This is a genomic window from Xanthomonas hawaiiensis (assembly GCF_031834635.1).
Classification (GTDB): Bacteria; Pseudomonadota; Gammaproteobacteria; order Xanthomonadales; family Xanthomonadaceae; genus Xanthomonas_A; species Xanthomonas_A sacchari.
The window spans coordinates 175,001-195,392 of sequence record NZ_CP115873.1; the positions used below are offsets into that span (position 1 = coordinate 175,001).

The 20,392-nt window shown below is 68.9% G+C and carries 13 protein-coding genes and 2 rRNA genes (1 of these 15 only partly in view); 5 read left to right on the top strand and 10 right to left on the bottom strand.

What is annotated here, in order from left to right:
* Together PG878_RS00785 and rrf are read left to right on the top strand one after the other, a co-directional pair.
* A 23S ribosomal RNA gene (locus tag PG878_RS00785) occupies positions 1-1,490 on the top strand (it extends 1,390 nt beyond the left edge of the window).
* A gap of 152 nt (positions 1,491-1,642) precedes the next feature.
* Positions 1,643-1,757, top strand: a 5S ribosomal RNA gene (gene rrf, locus PG878_RS00790).
* Positions 1,758-2,124: 367 nt separating this feature from the next.
* Here rrf and PG878_RS00795 read toward each other — a convergent pair.
* The 9 genes from PG878_RS00795 to PG878_RS00835 form a co-directional block, all read right to left on the bottom strand.
* A complete protein-coding gene (locus PG878_RS00795; RefSeq protein WP_209030341.1) occupies positions 2,125-3,225 on the bottom strand; it encodes an alginate lyase family protein in 1,101 nt (366 codons plus the stop codon).
* Between the two features lie 399 nt (positions 3,226-3,624).
* The gene (locus PG878_RS00800) at positions 3,625-4,977 is read right to left on the bottom strand and encodes a substrate-binding domain-containing protein (RefSeq protein WP_209030343.1); all 1,353 of its coding nucleotides are present in this window, start codon (positions 4,975-4,977) and stop codon (positions 3,625-3,627) included.
* Positions 4,978-5,130: 153 nt separating this feature from the next.
* Positions 5,131-6,006, bottom strand: coding sequence for a methylglyoxal synthase (locus PG878_RS00805; protein WP_209030344.1), 876 nt, complete (start codon positions 6,004-6,006; stop codon positions 5,131-5,133).
* A gap of 104 nt (positions 6,007-6,110) precedes the next feature.
* Positions 6,111-7,166, bottom strand: coding sequence for a glycoside hydrolase family 5 protein (locus tag PG878_RS00810; RefSeq protein WP_209030345.1), 1,056 nt, complete (start codon positions 7,164-7,166; stop codon positions 6,111-6,113).
* A 185-nt stretch (positions 7,167-7,351) separates the two neighbouring features.
* A complete protein-coding gene (locus tag PG878_RS00815; protein WP_209030347.1) occupies positions 7,352-8,404 on the bottom strand; it encodes a glycoside hydrolase family 5 protein in 1,053 nt (350 codons plus the stop codon).
* A gap of 274 nt (positions 8,405-8,678) precedes the next feature.
* Complete coding sequence (locus tag PG878_RS00820) at positions 8,679-9,737, bottom strand: glycoside hydrolase family 5 protein (protein ID WP_209030348.1); 1,059 nt, start codon at positions 9,735-9,737, stop codon at positions 8,679-8,681.
* A gap of 430 nt (positions 9,738-10,167) precedes the next feature.
* A complete protein-coding gene (locus tag PG878_RS00825) occupies positions 10,168-11,658 on the bottom strand; it encodes an FAD-dependent oxidoreductase (RefSeq protein ID WP_209030350.1) in 1,491 nt (496 codons plus the stop codon).
* A 126-nt stretch (positions 11,659-11,784) separates the two neighbouring features.
* Positions 11,785-16,242, bottom strand: coding sequence for a glutamate synthase large subunit (gltB, locus tag PG878_RS00830; RefSeq protein WP_209030351.1), 4,458 nt, complete (start codon positions 16,240-16,242; stop codon positions 11,785-11,787).
* Positions 16,243-16,435: 193 nt separating this feature from the next.
* Positions 16,436-16,831, bottom strand: coding sequence for an I78 family peptidase inhibitor (locus PG878_RS00835; protein WP_244663871.1), 396 nt, complete (start codon positions 16,829-16,831; stop codon positions 16,436-16,438).
* Between the two features lie 290 nt (positions 16,832-17,121).
* On the opposite strand from PG878_RS00835, the gene PG878_RS00840 reads away from it, so the two are divergent.
* Complete coding sequence (locus PG878_RS00840; protein WP_209030352.1) at positions 17,122-18,339, top strand: DNA topoisomerase IB; 1,218 nt, start codon at positions 17,122-17,124, stop codon at positions 18,337-18,339.
* A gap of 50 nt (positions 18,340-18,389) precedes the next feature.
* Here the strand turns inward: PG878_RS00840 and PG878_RS00845 are convergent, their stop codons facing one another.
* The gene (locus PG878_RS00845) at positions 18,390-18,746 is read right to left on the bottom strand and encodes a hypothetical protein (RefSeq protein ID WP_209030356.1); all 357 of its coding nucleotides are present in this window, start codon (positions 18,744-18,746) and stop codon (positions 18,390-18,392) included.
* A gap of 138 nt (positions 18,747-18,884) precedes the next feature.
* Here PG878_RS00845 and PG878_RS00850 point away from each other — a divergent pair, with 138 nt between their 5' ends.
* Positions 18,885-19,118, top strand: coding sequence for a hypothetical protein (locus tag PG878_RS00850; RefSeq protein WP_209030589.1), 234 nt, complete (start codon positions 18,885-18,887; stop codon positions 19,116-19,118).
* A gap of 71 nt (positions 19,119-19,189) precedes the next feature.
* Positions 19,190-20,224: an SDR family oxidoreductase gene (locus tag PG878_RS00855; RefSeq protein ID WP_209030357.1), complete on the top strand. Its 1,035-nt coding sequence runs from the start codon at positions 19,190-19,192 to the stop codon at positions 20,222-20,224.
* The last annotated feature ends 168 nt before the right edge of the window (positions 20,225-20,392 follow it).

The following is a 20,392-nucleotide window of genomic DNA, read 5'->3' on the forward strand; positions in this document are numbered from 1 at the left end:
GCGTAAGTGCGATGGAGGGACGGAGAAGGTTAGGTGTACCGGGCGTTGGTTGTCCCGGGGAAAGGCGGTAGGTTTGGATCTTTGGCAAATCCGGGATCCTTTAAGACCGAGCACCGAGACGAGTCTTTTAGACGAAGTCACTGATACCACGCTTCCAGGAAAAGCTCCTAAGCTTCAGCTTACGCAGACCGTACCGTAAACCGACACAGGTGGGTAGGATGAGAATTCTCAGGCGCTTGAGAGAACTCGGGTGAAGGAACTAGGCAACATGGCACCGTAACTTCGGGAGAAGGTGCACCCTTTTTGGTGGCTCGTGCGAGCTATAGCTGAAGAGGGTCGCAGAAACCAGGCCGCTGCGACTGTTTATCAAAAACACAGCACTCTGCAAACACGAAAGTGGACGTATAGGGTGTGACGCCTGCCCGGTGCTGGAAGGTTAATTGATGGGGTCAGCCGCAAGGCGAAGCTCTTGATCGAAGCCCCAGTAAACGGCGGCCGTAACTATAACGGTCCTAAGGTAGCGAAATTCCTTGTCGGGTAAGTTCCGACCTGCACGAATGGCGTAACGACAGCGGCGCTGTCTCCACCCGAGACTCAGTGAAATTGAAATCGCTGTGAAGATGCAGCGTTCCCGTGGCAAGACGGAAAGACCCCGTGAACCTTTACTATAGCTTTACACTGAACGTTGAGTTCGTCTGTGTAGGATAGGTGGGAGGCTATGAAACTGTGGCGCTAGCTGCAGTGGAGCCATCCTTGAAATACCACCCTGTCGTGCTTGACGTTCTAACCTAGGTCCGTAATCCGGATCGGGGACCGTGTATGGTGGGTAGTTTGACTGGGGCGGTCTCCTCCTAAAGAGTAACGGAGGAGCACGAAGGTACGCTCAGCGCGGTCGGACATCGCGCACTGTGTGCAAAGGCATAAGCGTGCTTGACTGCAAGATCGACGGATCAAGCAGGTACGAAAGTAGGTCTTAGTGATCCGGTGGTTCTGTATGGAAGGGCCATCGCTCAACGGATAAAAGGTACTCCGGGGATAACAGGCTGATACCGCCCAAGAGTTCATATCGACGGCGGTGTTTGGCACCTCGATGTCGGCTCATCACATCCTGGGGCTGTAGTCGGTCCCAAGGGTATGGCTGTTCGCCATTTAAAGTGGTACGCGAGCTGGGTTCAGAACGTCGTGAGACAGTTCGGTCCCTATCTGCCATGGGCGTTGGAGATTTGAGAGGGGCTGCTCCTAGTACGAGAGGACCGGAGTGGACGAACCTCTGGTGTTCCGGTTGTCACGCCAGTGGCATTGCCGGGTAGCTATGTTCGGAAGCGATAACCGCTGAAAGCATCTAAGCGGGAAGCGCGCCTCAAGATGAGATCTCCCGGGACACAAGTCCCCTAAAGGAACCATGTAGACTACGTGGTTGATAGGTCAGGTGTGTAAGTGCAGCAATGCATTGAGCTAACTGATACTAATGATCCGTGCGGCTTGACCATATAACCTCAAGATGCTTCCTCATAAGCATCCCTTAGCGCGACACACGTCGATCGCTCTCACTCGCTCGCTACATCACACCCTATGAGAGGCTGGCGCCTGCCGTCCTCGGTCACATGACCGATCGACCGCACGGCGACACTCCAACCGTCTCCCTGGTGAAATTAGCGCTGTGGAACCACCCGATCCCATCCCGAACTCGGAAGTGAAACGCAGCTGCGCCGATGGTAGTGTGGCTCAAGCCATGCGAGAGTAGGTCATCGCCAGGGGCTTTACCCCAAATCCCCGTCCCAAAAGGACGGGGATTTTTTATTGCCTCCGAAAAAAACAACAAAACGCCAGCAGGCGATCGCCGCGACATGTCACACGGGGCTGCCCGCGCCGTACCCTCTCCCCAACCCCTCTCCCGACGGGAGAGGGGCGCGGTTCTCCCTTCTCCCGTCGGGACCGGCCCCCTTTGTGGGGAGAGGCGCCTCGAAGGGGCGGATGAGGCCAAAACCGCGCGACCACCTCGCGCGCCGCTGTGCCGCGCTATGAGATGCGCGATGGCTCTCATCGAGACGTGTCGCTTCGCGGCCCCTTCGTGATGTCGTGGCCGAGCACCGGCATTCCGATGCCGGGCGGTGTTGACGGAGGCTAGCGCTGTGAATCGGACAATGTGCTGATCGCCAGGCGCCAGGGTGGCGTCCCGTGTCCGAGTTGCCGCGCCAGTTGCGCGCAGGCCGGATCGTAGGCGGCCGCAAGCACCAGCAGCGATTCAGCGCCCTCCGCTGCGTACGGCGCGCCGATCACATGGCCGGCTTCGCCGTTGGCCGAGCGCGCCTTGTCGAACGGCACCTGGCTGCCGACGAATTCAGCATGGCTGCGTTCGCCGCGCAGATACGGCAGCAGCCAGTCGACGCTGCGCGCCAGCGAAGCGCCGTTCGGCGCGCGCCAGTTGTACAGATCCTCGCCGCGTTCGGAGAACAGCAGTGCCAGCGTCACCAGTGGACGCAGGTCGTAGACGTGGTAGGACAGCGCATCGCGTTCGACGAAGTCGATGCTGCGGCCGTCGGGAAGCAGGTTGTCGGCGATCTGCTGGCGAAAGCCGGTGCGGGCGTAGTCCAGCAAGCGCGGATCGTCGAGCGCGGCGCCGATCATGCCCACCGTCTTCAGGCGGTGGCTGTGCCAGTTGTTGGTGGCGGTCTTGCGCTTGAGGTCGCGCGAGCCGATTTCGGCATCGGCGATCTTGCGCATCCACGCGTCGATGGCGTCGCGTTGTGCGTCCGGCAGCGCCGGGCGCACGATGCGGTAGGCGAAGATCGCCGGTTCCAGCCCGGTCTCGTCGATCGGATTGCCGTTGGGCACATTGTGCGCGGCCCATTGCGCGAGCTGGTCGCCGGCGACCAGTGCATCGGCGCGCTCGCGGTCCAGGGCGTAGCGTAGCGCCAGCGCCTGGATGCGCGGCATGTCGCCCAGGCTGGTTTCGGTCGCCGCCTTCACGGGATCGCCGCGCAGGCGTCCGCCGGTGCTCAGGGTGTCGAGCGGATGTGCGCCCTGCGCGCGTGCCGCATCGGCCAACCGCGCCTGCGTCGCCTCGATCTGGCGCCAGGCCGGATCGGTGGCGGCGGATGCGTGCAGCCGTTGCCATTGGTCCGTGGTGGGCCACAACCGCTGGACCGCGCCGGCGGGCGTGCTTTGGGTCAAGGCGAATCCGGCAAGCACCACGCCGAAAATGGCGTGCGATGAGCGAAGCATGGCGATCTCCGGAAGCGGTGGCGAGGGTGTCGGGCGACTGTAGGCGGGGTGCGGTGAACGCCGGATGGCCCGGGTCCGGGAGCATGGTCGCCTGCATGCTTCCCCGCCAGTGGGCGGATGCCGACTGGGGGATATCGGCGCCAGCGCGGTGTCATGCGCGCTGGGCTGCTGATGCCTGGCAACGCGCCCACCTCTCATCTTCCGCCGGCACGGGCGCTTCGCGCTCCGCACCCTCACCCCAACCCCTCTCCCGACGGGAGAGGGGCTTTGGCGTTCCATTCCCTCTCGGGACCACAGCCCGTCGGGACCACAGCCCGCTTTTCGGGGGAAAGGTTCCGAAGGGGGATGAGCGGCCGGGCGATGTCGTGCCCACCCGGCTGCAGCCATCCTCCGACTGCCCTATCGCGCCCGATCCAGCAACCACACTTCGACGCGTTCGTTGCGTGCCTTGGCCGCCGCGTCCTCACCGCCGATCAGCGGACGCAGTGCGCCGAGACCGCGTACCCGTTCCACTGCGACACCGCGTTGCACCAGGTAGGCGGCGACCACGTCGGCGCGGTCGTTGCTGGCGATGGTCGGGTACAGGCGGTTGGCGCTGTCGGGTGTGGCGAAGCCGATCACCGCCAGGGCGCGGCCGTGCATCGCCGGCTGTTGCATGAAGGCGACCAGCCGGTCGAGATCCTGGGCACTGCGCGCTTCGTACATGCCATTGAGCGACTGCAGGCTGAAACGCAGCGTGGTGGTCAGGCGCCGGGCAGCGGCGCTGGCCTGGACATAGGCGCCGTCCGCGCGGCCAGCGGCGGTCGCGCCGTGTGGCGTGGCCGGATCGACGTCGATCGTCATGGCGATCGGGCCGACGCGGCGCACCACCCGTTGCGCCTGCGGGCCGATCGCGTACAGCGCCAGGCTGCGGCCGAGCGCCGACATCATCTGGCCGCCGTACAGGCTGTAGCGCTGGACCAACGGATAGTCCTCGCCGCGCACGGCGGCGCCGGTCGGGAGCACGGCGATACCGCCGTCGGCGATGGCCAGCGCGCGCGTGCCGGCCGGCACGGGTGTGGTCAGCCCGACGACCGCCAGTGCGTCGGAATGGCCGGCGACGGCGCGTGCCGCCTCCGTCAGGTCGGCATGCAGGACGCTCCCGAGCGTGCGCAGCGCCGGCAGTGCCAGGCGTTCGCGCAGGAAGTCGTCGAGACCGCCGGGGATGGCACTGCGGTGCAGTGCGATCGGCAGGTCCGCGCCGCCGAGTTGCGACCAGCGCGTCGTCCGGCCGCTCAGGATGTCGCGCAGCTGCGCGACGCTGAGCGTGGCGATGGGGTTGTCGGCAGCGACCAGCACCCGCGCGCCATCCAGGGCGACGACGAACTGCTGGTCCGGCGAGCCCAGGTCGCCGAGCTGCCAGGCGGCCTCGCGTTCGCGCGCATCGGGCTGGCGCGCCAGCATCGCCAGCTCGGCGTCGCCATGCACCAGGTCGGCGAAGCCGGCGGCCGCGCCGGTGCCGGCGATCTCCACCACCAGCGGCGCCTCGTCGCGGACCGCGGCGATCTCCAGCGTCGTCGCATCGACGCGATGCCGTTGCAGTTGCCGGTAGCCCATGCTCTGCAGCCAGGCTTCCACCAGCGCCGGCATCAGCCGCGCGCCGAGGCTGTTGGAGCCGTGCACGCGCAGGCGTTCGGCTTGTTGCGCAGACGCGGACGGCAGCGCGCACAGCATTGCCGCGCCGAGCAGCAGGCGCAGGGTGAAACGCAACATGGGATCCCCCCTGGGATCTGGACAGGCGCGGCAGTGTTGGCGATCGGCGTGACATCGCAGTGACTGTGCGCATGGTCACGCACGACACCGCCGCGTCGCGGCGTGTCCTGCAGACGGCCAACGCGCGACGCGATCGCGCGTGACCGTAGAACCTCAGGCCGATCCGAGCCGGCGTTCGGCGGCCTGCGCCCAGCGCGCGGCGATCGCCGGCGAGGTGATGCACACGGCGCTGTCGGTGACCGTCGTAACCGCGCGTTCCAGCAACTGGATGTCGGCCTCGTGCTGGCGCGCGACGTGCGGATCCTCGAAAAAGATCGCGCGGTGGCAGCGTCGCTCCAGGACGCGATCGGCGATCTGCGCGTCGCCACCCATCGGGCCGCTCTGGTAGCGGTGCACCCAGTCCTGGCCCTGCGGCCAGCCGCGGTTCCAGGCCAGTTCGTTGAGACGTTGCCCGGTGGTGCCGGTGGCCACGCGCTCGGCGAAGCGCGACAGCAACTCGAAATGTTCGCTGGCGAAAGCCAGCATCTGCGGCTTCATCGCATCGTGCGCGATCAGCGCCAGGGTCTGCCGCGGCAGCGCGTAGAGATCGTCGGCGCCGGGATCCGGCGGCAACGCAGCGTGGATGCGTTCCATCTCGACCCAATCGCGGGCGCTGGCCACGGTGGAAATGAAGGGCTTGCCGTGGATCACGCACTGGCGCTTGAGCGCGATCGCCTCGGGGAAGATCGAGGACGGGTCGACCGGATCGATCAGGTAGATGGCGCCGTCCAGGGTCCGCTCGGCGCCTTCCAGGCCCACGACCTCGGCCACCAGCTTCATCAGTCCGCCCTCGCGGCCGAACGGGTAGCGCTTGAGGCCGGCATGGCCGGCCAGCAGGCCGGCACGGACGATCGCCTCGTGGGTGCGGCCGACCGCGTGCAGGCCGAGCTGCAGTTCGCGGATGCCGGCTTCGCTGGCGCGCAGCCAGCGGAACAGCGCGGCATCCTTGCCCTGGTGGTGCAGTCGGTTGGCGGCCAGGCCCAGGCGCATGCGTCGATCCGTGCGGGAAAGGTGCGACAGTCTGCGCCCGATCGCGGTGTCGACTCAATCGCCGCGAGCGCCGGGTTGCCGCGGCGGACCGGGCGTTGCCGCGGTCACTGCGTGACTTGCTGGGCGCGCACTGCCAGCACGTCCATCTGCGGCTTGTCGGCGCCGCCCTTGTCCGGCTGCAGGTTGAACGCGTAGTCGCTGCGCCACCACGCGCCGCCGGCCCAGGCGGTCCAGCCCAGCCAGACGTCGCCGTTGTCGTGGACGTAGCCGAGCATGGTGTCCAGCGCAGCCAGGCAGGTGGGGTCGCTGCTGCCGCCGAACTCGCCGAGGAAGCCGCGATAGCCGTTGGCGCGCAGCCATTGGGTGAACGCTTGCAGGCGTTCGGCGCCGATGCTGGTGCTGACGCAGGCGGCGCTGGTGCCGGAGGAGTCGGCGTCCAGATACTGGTGCACCTCGAACGCCAGGTTGCCGGCCGGGTCGTGGACCGTGAGCAACCCCTGCGCGTTGGACACGCCGTACCAGGTGCTGTTCCAGCTGTGCGCGCCGCTGAAGGCGGTGCCGGGTACCAGGATCAGGTTGTCGGCGCCGGTGCCGCGGATCGCGTCGATCGCCGCCTGCGCGATGGCGGCCCAGTCGCCGGAGGCGAGGCCATTGGGTTCGTTCATCAGCCCGAACACCACGCTGCTGTCGTTACCGAACACCAGCGCCAGGCGCTGCCACAGATCGGCCAGCACCGCCGCCGGCACCGCGTCGCCGCCGATGCGTACGCCGTCGTACTTGGCGTAGTTGTGCACGTCGAGGATCAACTGCAGGTCGTAGCGCTTGGCGCGTTCGACGGCGGTGCGCAGGGCGTCGAGTTGTGCGGTATCCAGCGGGCCGTTGGCCTGCGGCTGCAGCCGCTCCCACAGGAACGGCAGGCGCACGATGTTCATGCCCTGCGCCGCGGTGTACGCGTAGTCGGCGTCGGTGGGATACACGTAGTCCTTGAACAGCACGCCTGGCTTCTTCGCCGAGTTGAATTCGGCGCCGGCCAGGTTGAGGCCGGCGTAGCGCAGCGTCTGCTGCGCGTGGGCGAACGGCACGCAGGCGGCCAGGAGCAGGCACAGCGCGGCGCGCTGTCGCCACTGTGGGGAACGGGAAATACGGGGAATGCGTGGCATGGCGGATCCTTCGTGGGGAAGAGCGGCAGCGCCGCCGCAATGCGGCGTGCGCGGCCGTGCACAACGCTGCAACCGCCATGCCAGAGCGATCGTCGTCGTGGAAAATGTGCGACGCATTGCACGTCGCACGTCATGCGTTCGCGCGCGCCGCGCGGTGCGCATTCGTCGCTCTGGAAGCGCCGCGCTCAGCGCGTGATGCGCTGCGCCCAGGGCGCGAGGATCGCCATCTGCGGACGGTCGTGGCCGTCGGCGTCCGGCTCCACATTGAACGGATAGTCGGCGCGCCACCAGGCACCGCCGGCCCAATAGCTCCAGCCCAGCCAGAGCGTCGGGTGCTGCGCGATGTCGGCGAGCATGCCATCGAGCGCGCGGCGGCAGACCGGATTGTCGGCGGCGGCGAACTCGCCGAGGAAGCCGAGGTGGCCGGTCTCCTGCAACCATCCAGTGAACGCGCGCAGGCGTTCGGCACCGATGTCGTCGCTGACGCAGACCGGGCTGGTGCCGCTGGAGTCGGCGTCGAGGTATTGGTGCACTTCGATCGCCACGCGCTGCAGCGGATCGTGCAGCGTGGCCAGCGCGCTGGCGTTCGAGCTGCCGTCCACCGGCGTGTACCAGCTATGCGCGCCGGTCCACAGCGCACCTGGCACCAGGATCAGGTTGCTGGCGCCGGTGGCGCGGATCGCATCGACTGCGGCCTGCGCGGCGCCGGCCCACGCAGCCGGCGTGATGCCGTTGGGCTCGTTCATCAGCCCGAACACCACCGCATTGTCGCTGCCGTAGGCGCTCGCCAGACGCTGCCATAGGTCGACGAAGGCAGCGACCGGCAGGCCTGTGCTGCCGACGAGGCGGCCGTCGTAACGCGCGTAGTTGTGGATGTCCACGATCACGTACATGCCCTGCGCCTTGGCCTGCTGCACGGCGTCGTCGAGCAGCGCCAGTTGCGCGGCGTCCAGTGGCCCTTGCGGCTGCGGCTGCAGGCGTTCCCAGCGCACCGGCAGGCGCAGCAGGTTCATGCCCTTGCCGGCGAAATAGGTGTAGTCGCTGCTGCGCGGATAGGTGTAGTCGACACCGACGACACCGGGAATCTTCGACGGCGCGATCTCGGCGCCGGAGAGGTTGACGCCGGCAAGACGCAGAGCTTGCTGCGCGTGCAACGGCACGAGCGGAACGGACAGGCACAGCAGCAGCGCGGCTCGCCAGGCGTGCCGCGACCGCCGCCGCAAGGTGCGCGCGATCATGGTGAGTCTCCTTCGGCATCAGAGGGGGAACCCGGCCAAGGGAGAGAGCGCAGGCCGGGCTGATGACAACGGTGTGCGGACACCGTAGTGCATTGCCGAGGGCACGACGACGCGTCGCCGCCGTGCATGCATGGATCTGTGCGGGGATTGGCAGCGCGAACCGGTACTGGGTCGCGCTGCATACGCTGTGCCTGGCGTATACGGAGCTGGCGCGGTTCGCCCTACCGCCGCGAGGCGCACTGCGTTGCCGGCACGTGGCGCCGGCAATGGCGGCTCACTTCTTGCCGGTGATCTCGCGGGCGTACTTGGACAGGATCGCCATCTGCGGCTTCTCGCTGCCGTCCTTGCCGGGCTGCACATTGAACGGGTAGTCGGGCTTCCACCATGCGCCGGCCGCCCACCAGGTCCAGCCCAGCAGAACATCGTCGTTCTTCTGCATGTAGCTGAGCATGTTCTCCAGCGCCTGGTTGCAGGTGGGCGTGTTGGCGGTGGCGAACTCGCCGATGAAGCCGACCTTCTTGTTCTCGCGCAGCCAGCTGACGAACCCGGCCAGCTTCTCGGCGCCGGCGGTGGCGCTGACGCATTCGCCCTTGGTGCCGCTGTTGTCGCGGTCCAGGTACTGGTGGGCTTCGAACGCCATGCGGTTGCGCGGATCCTTGAGCGGCTGCAGCGCCACTGCGTTGGATGTGCCGTAGGCGGTGCTGCGCCAGCTGTGCGCACCGGTGTAGGCGGTGCCCGGCACCAGGATCAGGTTGTTGGCGCCGGCCTTGCGGATGGCGTCGATCGCCGCCTGCGCCGCGCTGGCCCAGTCGGTCGAGGACACCGCGTTGGGCTCGTTCATCAGCCCGAAGATGACGTTGTCGTCGCCCTTGAACTCTTTCGCCAGGCGCCGCCACAGATCGGCGAACACATCGTCCGGGGCGCCCTCGCTGCCGACCAGCGCGCCGTTGTACTTGGCGTAGTTGTGCGGATCCAGGATCAGGTACATGCGGTTGGCCTTGGCCTGCTCCACGGACTTCTTCAACAACGCCAACTGGGCCGGGTCGAACTCGCCCTTGGCGGTGGGCTGCAGGCGCTCCCACAGGAACGGCAGGCGGATGGTGTTCATGCCCTTGCTGGCGAAGTAGCTGTAGTCGGTCGCGGTCGGGTAGGTGTAGTCCTTGTACAGCACGCCCGGTTTCTTGCCGGAGTTGAACTCGGCGCCGGACAGGTTGACGCCGGCGTACTTGAGCACGCTGCGGCCTTCGGCGGCGGCGTTGCAGGCAACGGTGGCGAGCAGCAGCGCCAGCGGCAGGGAACGCCAGCGCGGGGAACACGACGAGGAAAGCGACATGGGGGAGCTTCCTGGAGTGAGGGGGAGCGCCGGCCGCTCGGGGGAGTGCGGGACGGCAGGCGCAAGGGTGCAAGGATCGCCCCCATGATCGCCAGCCTGGGCGCACCCGTGTTAGCCGGGCATTCACCTGGCGCGGACACGCGGTGCGCGGACGTCGGCGGCGTCACATCATGTGCGTGGTGCAGCCGGCAGCAGCGGCGTGATCGCGGTCGCGACCGTCCGCCGCGCCAACCCAAGCGCGCAGCGAATGTGTCGTGGTGTCGATCGGCGTTCAAGCGGGGCCGGCCGCGCCGTGTGCGCCCCCGGATTCCGGCGCATGCATGGGTCAGCAGCGCGCCGCCGTCGGCCGCACCCGCCCGTGCTGCATGGTCTCGCCTTCGCAGGTTGTCCGAACTGGCCGAACGCTGCCGGAGTCATCCGGCAGCGTCGCTCAGGCCGCGGCCTGGGTGGTCACCGGCAGGCGGTTGCCGATCCATTCGGCGATGCTGGCCGCGGCATCGCGGCCTTCGGCCACGGCGGTCACCACCAGGTCGGCGCCACGCACCGCGTCGCCGCCGGCGAACAGCTTCGGGTTGGTGGTCTGGTACGGCAGGCGGCCGCTGCCGTCGGGTTCGCCGCCGCCGGCGAGGATGCGGCCGTTGGCGGTGCCTTCCACGCCCTGCGCCGCCAGCCACTCCGGCACGCTCGGCGAGAAGCCGAAGGCGATGATGACCACGTCCGCGTCCAGCAGCGATTCGCTGCCTTCCACCGGCACCGCGGCCTGGCGCCCGCGCGCATCCGGCTCGCCCAGACGGGTCTGCACCACGCGCACGCCGACCAGGTTGCCGGCGGCATCGGCCTCCACCGCCAGCGGCTGGCGGTTGAACAGGAAGCGCACGCCTTCCTCGCGCGCATTGGCCACTTCGCGCGCTGAGCCAGGCATGTTGGCCTCGTCGCGGCGGTAGGCGCAGGTGACCTTGGCCGCGCCCAGGCGGATCGCGCTGCGCACGCAGTCCATGCCGGTGTCGCCGCCGCCCAGCACGACCACGCGCTTGCCGCTCAGGTCGGGCAGCGCGATCTTGTCTTCCCAGCCGGCGATCGGCCGGCCCCAGGGATCGTTGCCGCCGACGATGCGGCTGTTCTGGACCAGGAACGGCAACGCCGGAAGCACGCCGGGCAGGTCCTGGCCGGGCAGGCCGCCGTCGGTGTAGCGGTAGGCGCCGGTACCGAGGAACACCGCGTCGTACTCCTCGAGCAACTGCTCCAGGCTCACGTCGCGGCCGATCTCCACGCCCAGGCGGAACTGCACGCCCATGCCTTCGAGCACCTCGCGGCGCTTGCCGATCACGCTCTTGTCCAGCTTGAAGCTGGGAATGCCGAACTGCAGCAGCCCGCCGATCTGCTCGTAGCGGTCGTACACCACCGCCTGGATGCCGGCGCGGGCCAGGCGGTCGGCGCAACTCAACCCGGCCGGACCGGCGCCGATCACCGCCACGCGCTTGCCGGTGGGCTCGACCTGGCTCAGGTCCGGGCGCCAGCCGTTGTGCAGGGCGGTGTCGACGATGTATTTCTCGACCGCGCCGATGGTGACCGCGCCGAATTCCTCCAGCGTGCAACTGCCTTCGCACAGGCGGTCCTGCGGGCACACCCGGCCGCACACTTCCGGCAGCGGGTTGGTGCTGTGGCACAGCGCCGCGGCTTCCTCGATGCGGTTTTCCTGCACCAGCTGCAGCCACTGCGGGATGGCGTTGTGCACCGGGCACTTCCAGCTGCAGTACGGGTTGCCGCAATCCAGGCAGCGCCCGGCCTGGTACTGCGCATCGGCCTTGTCGAACTTGCCGTACAGCTCGTTCCAGTCGCCGGAGGTACGCAGTTCCACCGGGATGCGCTGCGGCATCTGCCGGGGCAGGTCGAGGAACTGGAAGGCGTGTTTGCGGCTCATGGTGTGGGGAACCGGGAATGGGGAATGGGGAATGGCAAAAGCGAATCTGCGCGCGCGATCGGAAACTGGGGGAGCCGGGCTTTTACCATTCCCGATTCTCCATTCCCGATTCCCGGCGCGCCGCCATCAAGCGGCGCGCCTCAGCGACTCCGTCAACGACTCGATGCTCGCCGCCTTCGGTTTGACCAGCCAGAACTTGCCGACGTAGTCGCGGAATTCGTCGAGGATCTGCTGCGCCCAGATGCTGCCGGTCAGCTCGCGGTGGCGGCTGATCAGCTTGTGCAGGTGCTGGCGGTGGCTCTCGAAGCCTTCGGCGGAGATGCGGTGGATGTCGATCAGTTCGTGGTTGTAGCGGTCGACGAAGTCGCGGTCCACGTCGAGCACGTAGGCCAGGCCGCCGGTGAAGCCGGCGCCGAAATTCAGGCCGACCTTGCCCAGCACCAGCACGATGCCGTCGGTCATGTACTCGCAGCAGTGGTCGCCGGCGCCCTCGATCACCGCCAGCGCGCCGGAGTTGCGCACCGCGAAGCGCTCGCCGGCGCGGCCGGCGGCGTACAGCTCGCCGCCGGTGGCGCCGTACAGGCAGGTGTTGCCGATGATCGCGGTGCTGCGCGCCTCGAAGCGCGCGCCGCGCGGCGGACGCACCACCAGGCGGCCGCCGGCCATGCCCTTGCCGACGTAGTCGTTGGCTTCGCCCTCCAGTTCCAGGTGCAGGCCGCCGGCGTTGAACGCGCCGAAGCTCTGCCCGGCCGAGCCGCGGAAGCGCAGGGTCAACGGCGCATCGGCCATGCCGTGGTTGCCGTGGACGCGGGCGATGGCACCGGACAGGCGCGCGCCGATCGAACGGTCGGTGTTGTGGATCAGGAAGCGATGATCGCCGCCGGTTTTCTTGGCGATAGCGTCGGCGAGCAGGCCGTCCATCTGCGTGGCCAGGCTGTCCGGCGATTCGTACAGGCGCTGCGCGGCGCAGTGGCCGCCGTCGTAGCGCACGTCCTTGAGCAGCCGCGACAGGTCCACGCGCACGCCTTCGCGCGGCGAGATGTCCAGTTGCTGCAGCAGTTCGGTGCGGCCGACGATCTCGTCCAGCGAGCGCACGCCCAGGTACGACAGCCACTGCCGCACTTCCTCGGCCAGCAGCCGGAAGAAGTTCTCCACGCGCTCGGGCAGGCCGACGAAGTAGTTGGCGCGCAGGCGCTCGTCCTGGGTGGCCACGCCGGTGGCGCAATTGTTGAGGTGGCAGATGCGCAGATACTTGCAGCCGAGCACGATCATCGGCCCGGTGCCGAAGCCGAAGCTGTCCGCGCCCAGGATCGCCGCCTTGACCACGTCCAGGCCGGTCTTCAGGCCGCCGTCGGTCTGCAGGATGGTGCGCGTGCGCAGGTCGTTGGCGACCAGCGCCTGGTGCGACTCGGCCACGCCCAGCTCCCACGGCACGCCGGCGTAGCGGATCGAGCTGACCGGGCTGGCGCCGGTGCCGCCGTCGTGGCCGGACACGGTGATCAGGTCGGCGCCGGCCTTGACCACGCCGGCGGCGATGGTGCCCACGCCGGCATGGCTGACCAGCTTCACCGAGACCAGCGCGCTGGGATTGACCTGCTTGAGGTCGTAGATCAGCTGCGCCAGGTCTTCGATCGAGTAGATGTCGTGGTGCGGCGGCGGCGAGATCAGGCCGATGCCCGGCTTGGCGTAGCGCAGCCGCGCGATCAGTTCGTTGACCTTGTGCCCGGGCAGCTGGCCGCCTTCGCCGGGCTTGGCGCCCTGCGCGACCTTGATCTGCAGCACCTCGGCGTTGACCAGGTATTCGGGGGTGACGCCGAAGCGGCCCGAGGCCACCTGCTTGATCTTGGAACGCTTCTCGGTGCCGTAGCGCGCCGGATCTTCGCCGCCTTCGCCGGAGTTGCTGCGCCCGCCGAGGCGGTTCATCGCGATCGCCAGCGCCTCGTGCGCCTCCGGCGACAGCGCGCCGAGGCTGATCGCGGCGGTGTCGAAGCGACGCAGCAGGTCCTCGGCCGGGGCGACCTCGTCCAGCGGCGTCGGCGTGGCCGCGCGCTTGAGCTGCAGCAGGTCGCGCAGGGCCGAGGCCGGGCGCCCGTGCACCGCGGCGGCGTAGGCGTCCCAGTCGGCCTGCAGGCCGCTGCGGGTGGCGCGCTGCAGGGTCAGCACCACGTCCGGGTTGTACATGTGGTACTCGCCGCCGTGCACGTACTTGAGCAGGCCGCCCACTTCCGGCTTGAGCAGGTCGTTCCAGGCGCGTGCGGCCAGTTGCCGCGCCTCGGTGTCCAGCCGCGCCAGGCCGACGCCGCCGATGCGCGCGGCGGTGTCGGGGAAGCACAGCGCCACCACGTCCGGATCCAGCCCCACGATCTCGAACAGCTGCGCGCCGCGGTAGCTGGCGATGGTGCAGATGCCCATCTTGGAGATGATCTTGGACAGGCCCTTGTAGATGCCCTTGCGGTACTTGCGGCCGATCTGGGTCTGCTCGCCGCCGCTCTTGAGCAGCAGGATGCCGCGCCGGCCCAGGTCGAACAGGGTCTGGTAGGCCAGGTACGGATACACCGCGGTGGCGCCGAAGCCGAGCAGGCAGGCCATGTGGTGCGGATCGCGCGCGGTGCCGGTCTCGATGATCAGGTTGACGTCGCAGCGCAGGCCGACCCGCGAGAGGTGGTGGTGCACCGCGCCGGTGGCCAGCAACGCATGCGCCATCGGCCGCTCCGGCACCGGATAGCGGTCGGTCAGCAGCAGCATGACCTTGCCGTCGCGCGCGGCCTGTTCGGCCTCGGCGCAGATGCGCTTGAGGCCGGCTTCCAGGCCTTCCTCGACGCTGTAGGACAGGTCGATCTGCGCGTTGCGGGTCTGGTACTGCGGCATCTTCAGCAACTGCCGCAGCTTGCGCTGGCTGAGCACCGGCGAGTTCAGGATGACGTGGTTCACCGTCTCCGGGCCGGCATGGAAGATGTTGGTCTCCTTGCCGAGCTGGGTGGTCAGCGACATCACGCAGTCTTCCCGCAGCGGGTCGATCGGCGGGTTGGTGACCTGCGCGAAGGCCTGGCGGAAGTAGTCGTACAGCGGCCGGGTGTGGCGGCTGAGCACCGCCATCGGGGTGTCGTCGCCCATCGAGCCGGTGGCTTCCTGCTCGGTCTCGGCCAGCGGCCGCAGCACCTGCTCCACTTCCTCGGTGCTGAGCTGGAACAGCTTGTGATAGCTGCGCAGGGTGCGTTCGTCGAACGGCTCCTCGACCAGCGAGGGGTCGATCAGCTCTGTCTGCAGGTAGGTCACGCCCTGCTGCAGCCACTGCTTGTACGGGGCGCGGCCGCGGTTGATGCGGTCGATGGCATCGGAGTCGAGCAGGTCGCCGCGCTTGAGGTCGATGGCCATCATCTCGCCGGGGCCGAGCTTGCCCTTGCGGGTGACGCGCTCGGCCGGAAGTTCCCACACGCCGGCTTCGGAGGCCACCAGGAAATGCCGGTCGGAGGTCAGCATCCAGCGGGCGGGGCGCAGGCCGTTGCGGTCGAGCATGCACGCGGCGTAGCGGCCGTCGCAGGCGACGATGCCGGCCGGGCCGTCCCACGGCTCGGTGTTGAGCCCGTAGAACTCGTAGAACGCGGCCAGGTCGGCGTCCTTGAACTCCAGCGACTGGGTGGCCGGCGGCACCAGGATGCGCAGCGCCTGCAGCAGGTCCATGCCGCCGGCGACCAGCAGCTCGAGCATGTTGTCCAGGCTCTGCGAATCGGAGCCGTGCATGGAGATCACCGGGTCGAACTCGGCGATGTCGAAGCGCGGGGTCTTCCACACCTTGCTGCGCGCCTGCGCCCAGTGCCGGTTGCCCTCGATGGTGTTGATCTCGCCGTTGTGGGCGAGCAGGCGGAACGGGTGCGCCAGCGGCCAGCGCGGCAGCGTGTTGGTGGAGAAGCGCTGGTGGAACACGATGGCGCTGGAGGCCAGGTCGTTGCGCTGCAGGTCCGGGTAGAAGGTGCTGAGCTTGTCCGGCAGCACCATGCCCTTGTAGCTGATGCCGTTGGGCGAGAGCGTGGTCACGTAGAAATCGGCGACCTCGCGCAGGCGCTGCTCGGCGCGGCGGCGCGCCAGGAACAGGGCCAGGGCGAACGCGTCCTCACCCTGCTCGGCGCCGGCGTCGACGAACACCTGCTCGATCCGCGGCAGGGTGTCCTTGGCCAGTTGCCCGCACACCGCATCGTCGGTGGGGGTGAGGCGCCAGCCGCACGGCTGCGCGCCAGCGCGGCGCAGTTCCTCTTCCAGCACCTGGCGGCAGCGCGCGGCGGCGTCGGCATCGTCGCGCGGCAGGAACACGTTGCCGGCGGCGAAGCGCGCGCCGACGCTCAGGCCGGCCTCGCGCGCCAGCGCGCGCAGGAACGGCTCGGGTTTGCGGATCAGCAGGCCGCAGCCGTCGCCGGTGAGGCCGTCGGCGGCGACGCCGCCGCGGTGGGTCATGCGCGACAGCGCGGCGATGGCGGTATCCACCAGCGCCCGCGAAGGTTGGTCGTCGAGTTGCGCGACCATGCCGAAACCACAGGCATCGCGCTCGTCTTGGGGGTCGTAGAGCCCGTGGCGGTTGCGGGGGGCCATGTCTGCCTCTGAAAGCGATCCGAAGGAACGCGGCGACACTCGCCCCCGCTCTGTCCTGGAGCGCTTCTTGAGGTCACCGGAATCCCGACTAAAACATAGTTGGTGCGGTGCCGCAATACACCGTTACACCTGCAACTTCAGCGCTGGCGGCGGCGCTGTCGCCGCCGCCGTGCCGTGGATCGATGGCGGCACCCTAGCCGCAGCGAACGCCGGTGATCTGGTCCTTTTCGTCGACCTCGATGTTGAGCCGTTCGCCGTTGAACTCCATGGTCACCGCCTGGTTCGGCTTGAGCACGCGGGCGGTCTTGGCGCCGGTATCGCTGCGCGCCTGGTCCAGCAGCGCCGGGGCGAAGGTCTGGCCGACCAGGCCCTGCGCCTGCGAGGCATCGCAACTGCCCACCGGCGGCGCGTCCGGCGCATTGGCCGGGTCCGGCGCGGCGGCCTGCTGCGCGGCGGCCTGGGCCTTGGCGCTCACCTGTTCCTGCTCGTCCGGCGGCGGCGCGCCGCAGGCGGCCAGGGCCAGCGCCAGGCAGGCCGTGCCGAGCAGGCCGGCACGCGTGGACGCACGGGAGGAAAGCGGTGTGCTCATCGGGGCTCCTGATGGATGGAGGGAAGGACGCGTGAAGCATAGAACGTGCGTCGCGCTTTGAGACCACCCACGGCCACCGGCGACGAACGGCGTCGCCGGTGCGCCGGCCACGGGAGCCGGCCTCCTGGCGCGACGCACGTTCCAACGCCGGCAGCATCGGACATGGCGCGTTCGCCACTCGTTAAGCGGTGCAGCGGCCCGGCATCACGTGCCGTAGCCGTTGCGCTGCCGACAATCCAGGCTCGTGGAACCGGCGGCGCGGGCCGCGGTTCCGGCTTTTCGGAGGTCCGATGTCCAACGCGTCCCGTTCCACCGCCGCGGCCGATGCGGCGCGTGCCCGCCAGTCCCGCCAGGCCGCCAGCAGCGCCGGCCTGGTCTACGTCAGCGACCAGGAGCCGGGCATCGTCCGCCGCCGTGCTGGTAAGGGTTTCGGCTACCGCCTGCCCGACGGCAGCGCGGTGCGCGATGCCGCCACCCTGCAGCGCATCCGCCAGCTGGCGATCCCGCCGGCCTATACCGAGGTGTGGATCTGCGCGCGCGACAACGGCCACCTGCAGGCCACCGGCCGCGACGCGCGCCGGCGCAAGCAGTACCGCTACCACGCCGACTGGGCGCAGGTGCGCGGCGACGGCAAGTTCGAGCGCATCGTCGCCTTCGGCCAGGCCCTGCCGCGGCTGCGCCGGCGCCTGCGCCGCGACATGGCGCTGCCCGGCTACCCGCGCGACAAGGTGCTGGCGATGGTGGTGGCGCTGATGGCCGAGACCCTGGTGCGGGTGGGCAACGCCGAATACGCGCGCAGCAACCGCTCCTACGGCCTGACCACGCTGCGCAACCGCCACCTGGCCTTCGTGAAGGGCGGTCGTGCGCGGCTGCAGTTCCGCGGCAAAGGCGGCCAGGAGCACGACATCGAGGTCGACGACGTGCACCTGGTCAAGCTGATCCGCGGCTGCCAGCAACTGCCCGGGCAGGCGCTGTTCCAGTACCGCGACGACGACGGCCAACTGCAGCCGGTGGATTCGGGCGAGGTCAACGACTACCTGCGCGAGGCGATGGGCGAGAGCTTCACCGCCAAGGACTTCCGTACCTGGGGCGGCACCCGCGCCGCGCTGCAACGACTGGCGGCGCTTCCGCTGCCCGACAGCGGCGGCGAGCGCGCCCTGGCGCAGGCGCAGAACGCGGTGATCCGCGAGGTGGCCGAGGCGCTGGGCAATACCCCGGCGGTGTGCCGCAAGGCCTACATCGACCCGTGCGTGTTCGACGGCTGGCGCTGCGGGCGCCTGCATGGGCTGTGCGAGGGCGTGCGCGGCGAGCGGCAGTGGGACCTGATCACGCTGAAGTACCTGGGGCGGGCGCGCACGGCGACGCGCAGGGCGGCCAAGGCCGCCGGCCGCAGCGCTGCGAAGGCGCCGCCGCTACGCAAGGCCGGGCGTGCCACGCGCAAGGGCACGGCGGCGAGCGGGACCAGGGCCAAGCGCAAGACCGCGCCCGTAGCCCGCAAGCGCGCCTGAGCGCCGCGCCGCCGCGGGCGCGGCGGCACGGCACAGCACCGCGGCGCGGATCAGCCGCAATACACGGTGGTGATGTTGTTGGTCGGGCCGATCTCGACGGTCAGGCGGTCGCCGCCGGTCTCGCGGGCGCCGCGGTTGGCGCTGTCCACGCCGCTGGAGGTGGCGCCGTTGTCGGTGACGCTGCTCTTGACCACCTGCACCTTGAGGCTGTCGCTGTCGACGCGGGCGCGTTCGACGGTCATGCGCGAGGCGGCCAGGCCGACCGCGCCGCGGACCTTGTCGATATGGCACTGGCCGGAGATGACGCCGTCGATCGGCTGCACCTGCGCCACCTGGGTGGTGCTGCAGGCGCCGAGCAGCAGCAAGGCGGCGAACGGGGCGAGGCGGGCAAGCGGGTGGCGGATCATGGGGCGTCTCCTTCGATCGATGGCGCGAGCCTGTCGCGGCGCATGTTTGCGCCGCATGAAGAGCGCGCGCCGACGGTTTCACCGGTCGTGGCCGCCGGCGGGGCCAGACTCGGGTTCCCCCAGCAACCGGAGCCGATCATGGCCACCTGCGATGTCTGCGGAAACGATTATGACCAGGCCTTCACCCTGACCCAGGGCGCGCGCAGCGGTACCTTCGATTCGTTCGAGTGCGCCATCCACGCCTTTGCCCCGCGCTGCAGCCACTGCGAGTGCCGCATCGTCGGCCACGGCGTGCAGGCCGGCGAGCGCATATTCTGCTGCGCGCACTGCGCCCAGCACGCCGGCGTCAGCGGTCTCGCCGACCGCGCCTGAGCGACGCCCGTTCCTTCCCTTCGAGGAGGGTTGCGCGATTGCGTCCTCCTCCCGTCTCCGGAGTATTGCCGATGGCCTCCCGCAAGCGTCCTGCCGCCACCCCGTCCACCTCGTCCAAGCGCAGCAGCGCCGCGTCGTCGTCCAGCGCCAAGACCGTGCAGCAGCAGCGCGCGCTGCAGCGCGCGGTCGATGCCGGCGACGCCAAGCCCAAGCCCAAACGCGCCAAGCCGGGCGACGCCGGCCAGGCCGGCCCGCGCAAGCAGCCGCAACGGATGCCCAGGCAGCACCTGACCAAGCCGGGCAACGAGCACGCGCTGGCGCTGCAGCCGCGTTTCGAGGCGCCGGAGTACGTGGGCAGCGGCAAGCTGCGCGGCATGAGCGCGATCGTGACCGGTGCCGATTCGGGCATCGGCCGCGCGGTGGCGGTGCTGTTCGCGCGCGAGGGCGCGGACGTGGCGGTGCTGTACCTGGACGAGCACGAGGATGCGCAGGTCACCCGCCAGCATGTGGAGAACGAAGGCCGCCGTTGCATCACCATCGCCGGCGATGTGAAGGATCCGGCGTTCTGTGCGGACGCGGTGGCGCAGACGGTGAAAGCCTTCGGCGGGCTCGACGTGCTGGTCAACAACGCCGCCTTCCAGTTGCATTGCGATGCGCTGGAGGACCTGAGCGAGGAGCATCTGCAGGAGACCTTGCAGACCAACATCGCCGGCTACTTCCACATGGCGCGCGCGGCGCTGCCGCATCTCAAGCGTGGTTCGGCGATCGTCAACAGCGGTTCGGAGACCGGGTTGTTCGGCAGCAAGTCGCTGCTGGACTATTCGGCGACCAAGGGCGCGATCCATGCCTTCACCATGGCCCTGGCCAGCCAGTTGCAGCCGCGCGGCATCCGCGTCAACGCGGTCGCGCCGGGGCCGGTGTGGACGCCGCTCAATCCGGCCGACAAGTCTGCCGAGGATGTGGCCGAGTTCGGTAAGCAGAATCCAATGGGCCGCCCGGCGCAGCCGGAGGAATTATCGCCGGCGTATGTGTTCCTGGCGTCGCCGATTACTGCCAGCTACATCAATGGCGCGATCCTGCCGGTGATGGGTGGGCCGACGGGGTAGTGGTCGAGTGGGTTGGGGGGTGTGTTGGCTGGTGGTCGGACCCTCACCCCAACCCCTCTCCCGGGGGGAGAGGGGCTTTGATTCCCTTCTCCCGTCGGGAGAAGGTGCCCCGCAGGGGCGGATGAGGGTGCGGTCGCTCGTGTTCGATCACAGCGAGTCGCTTCGCGC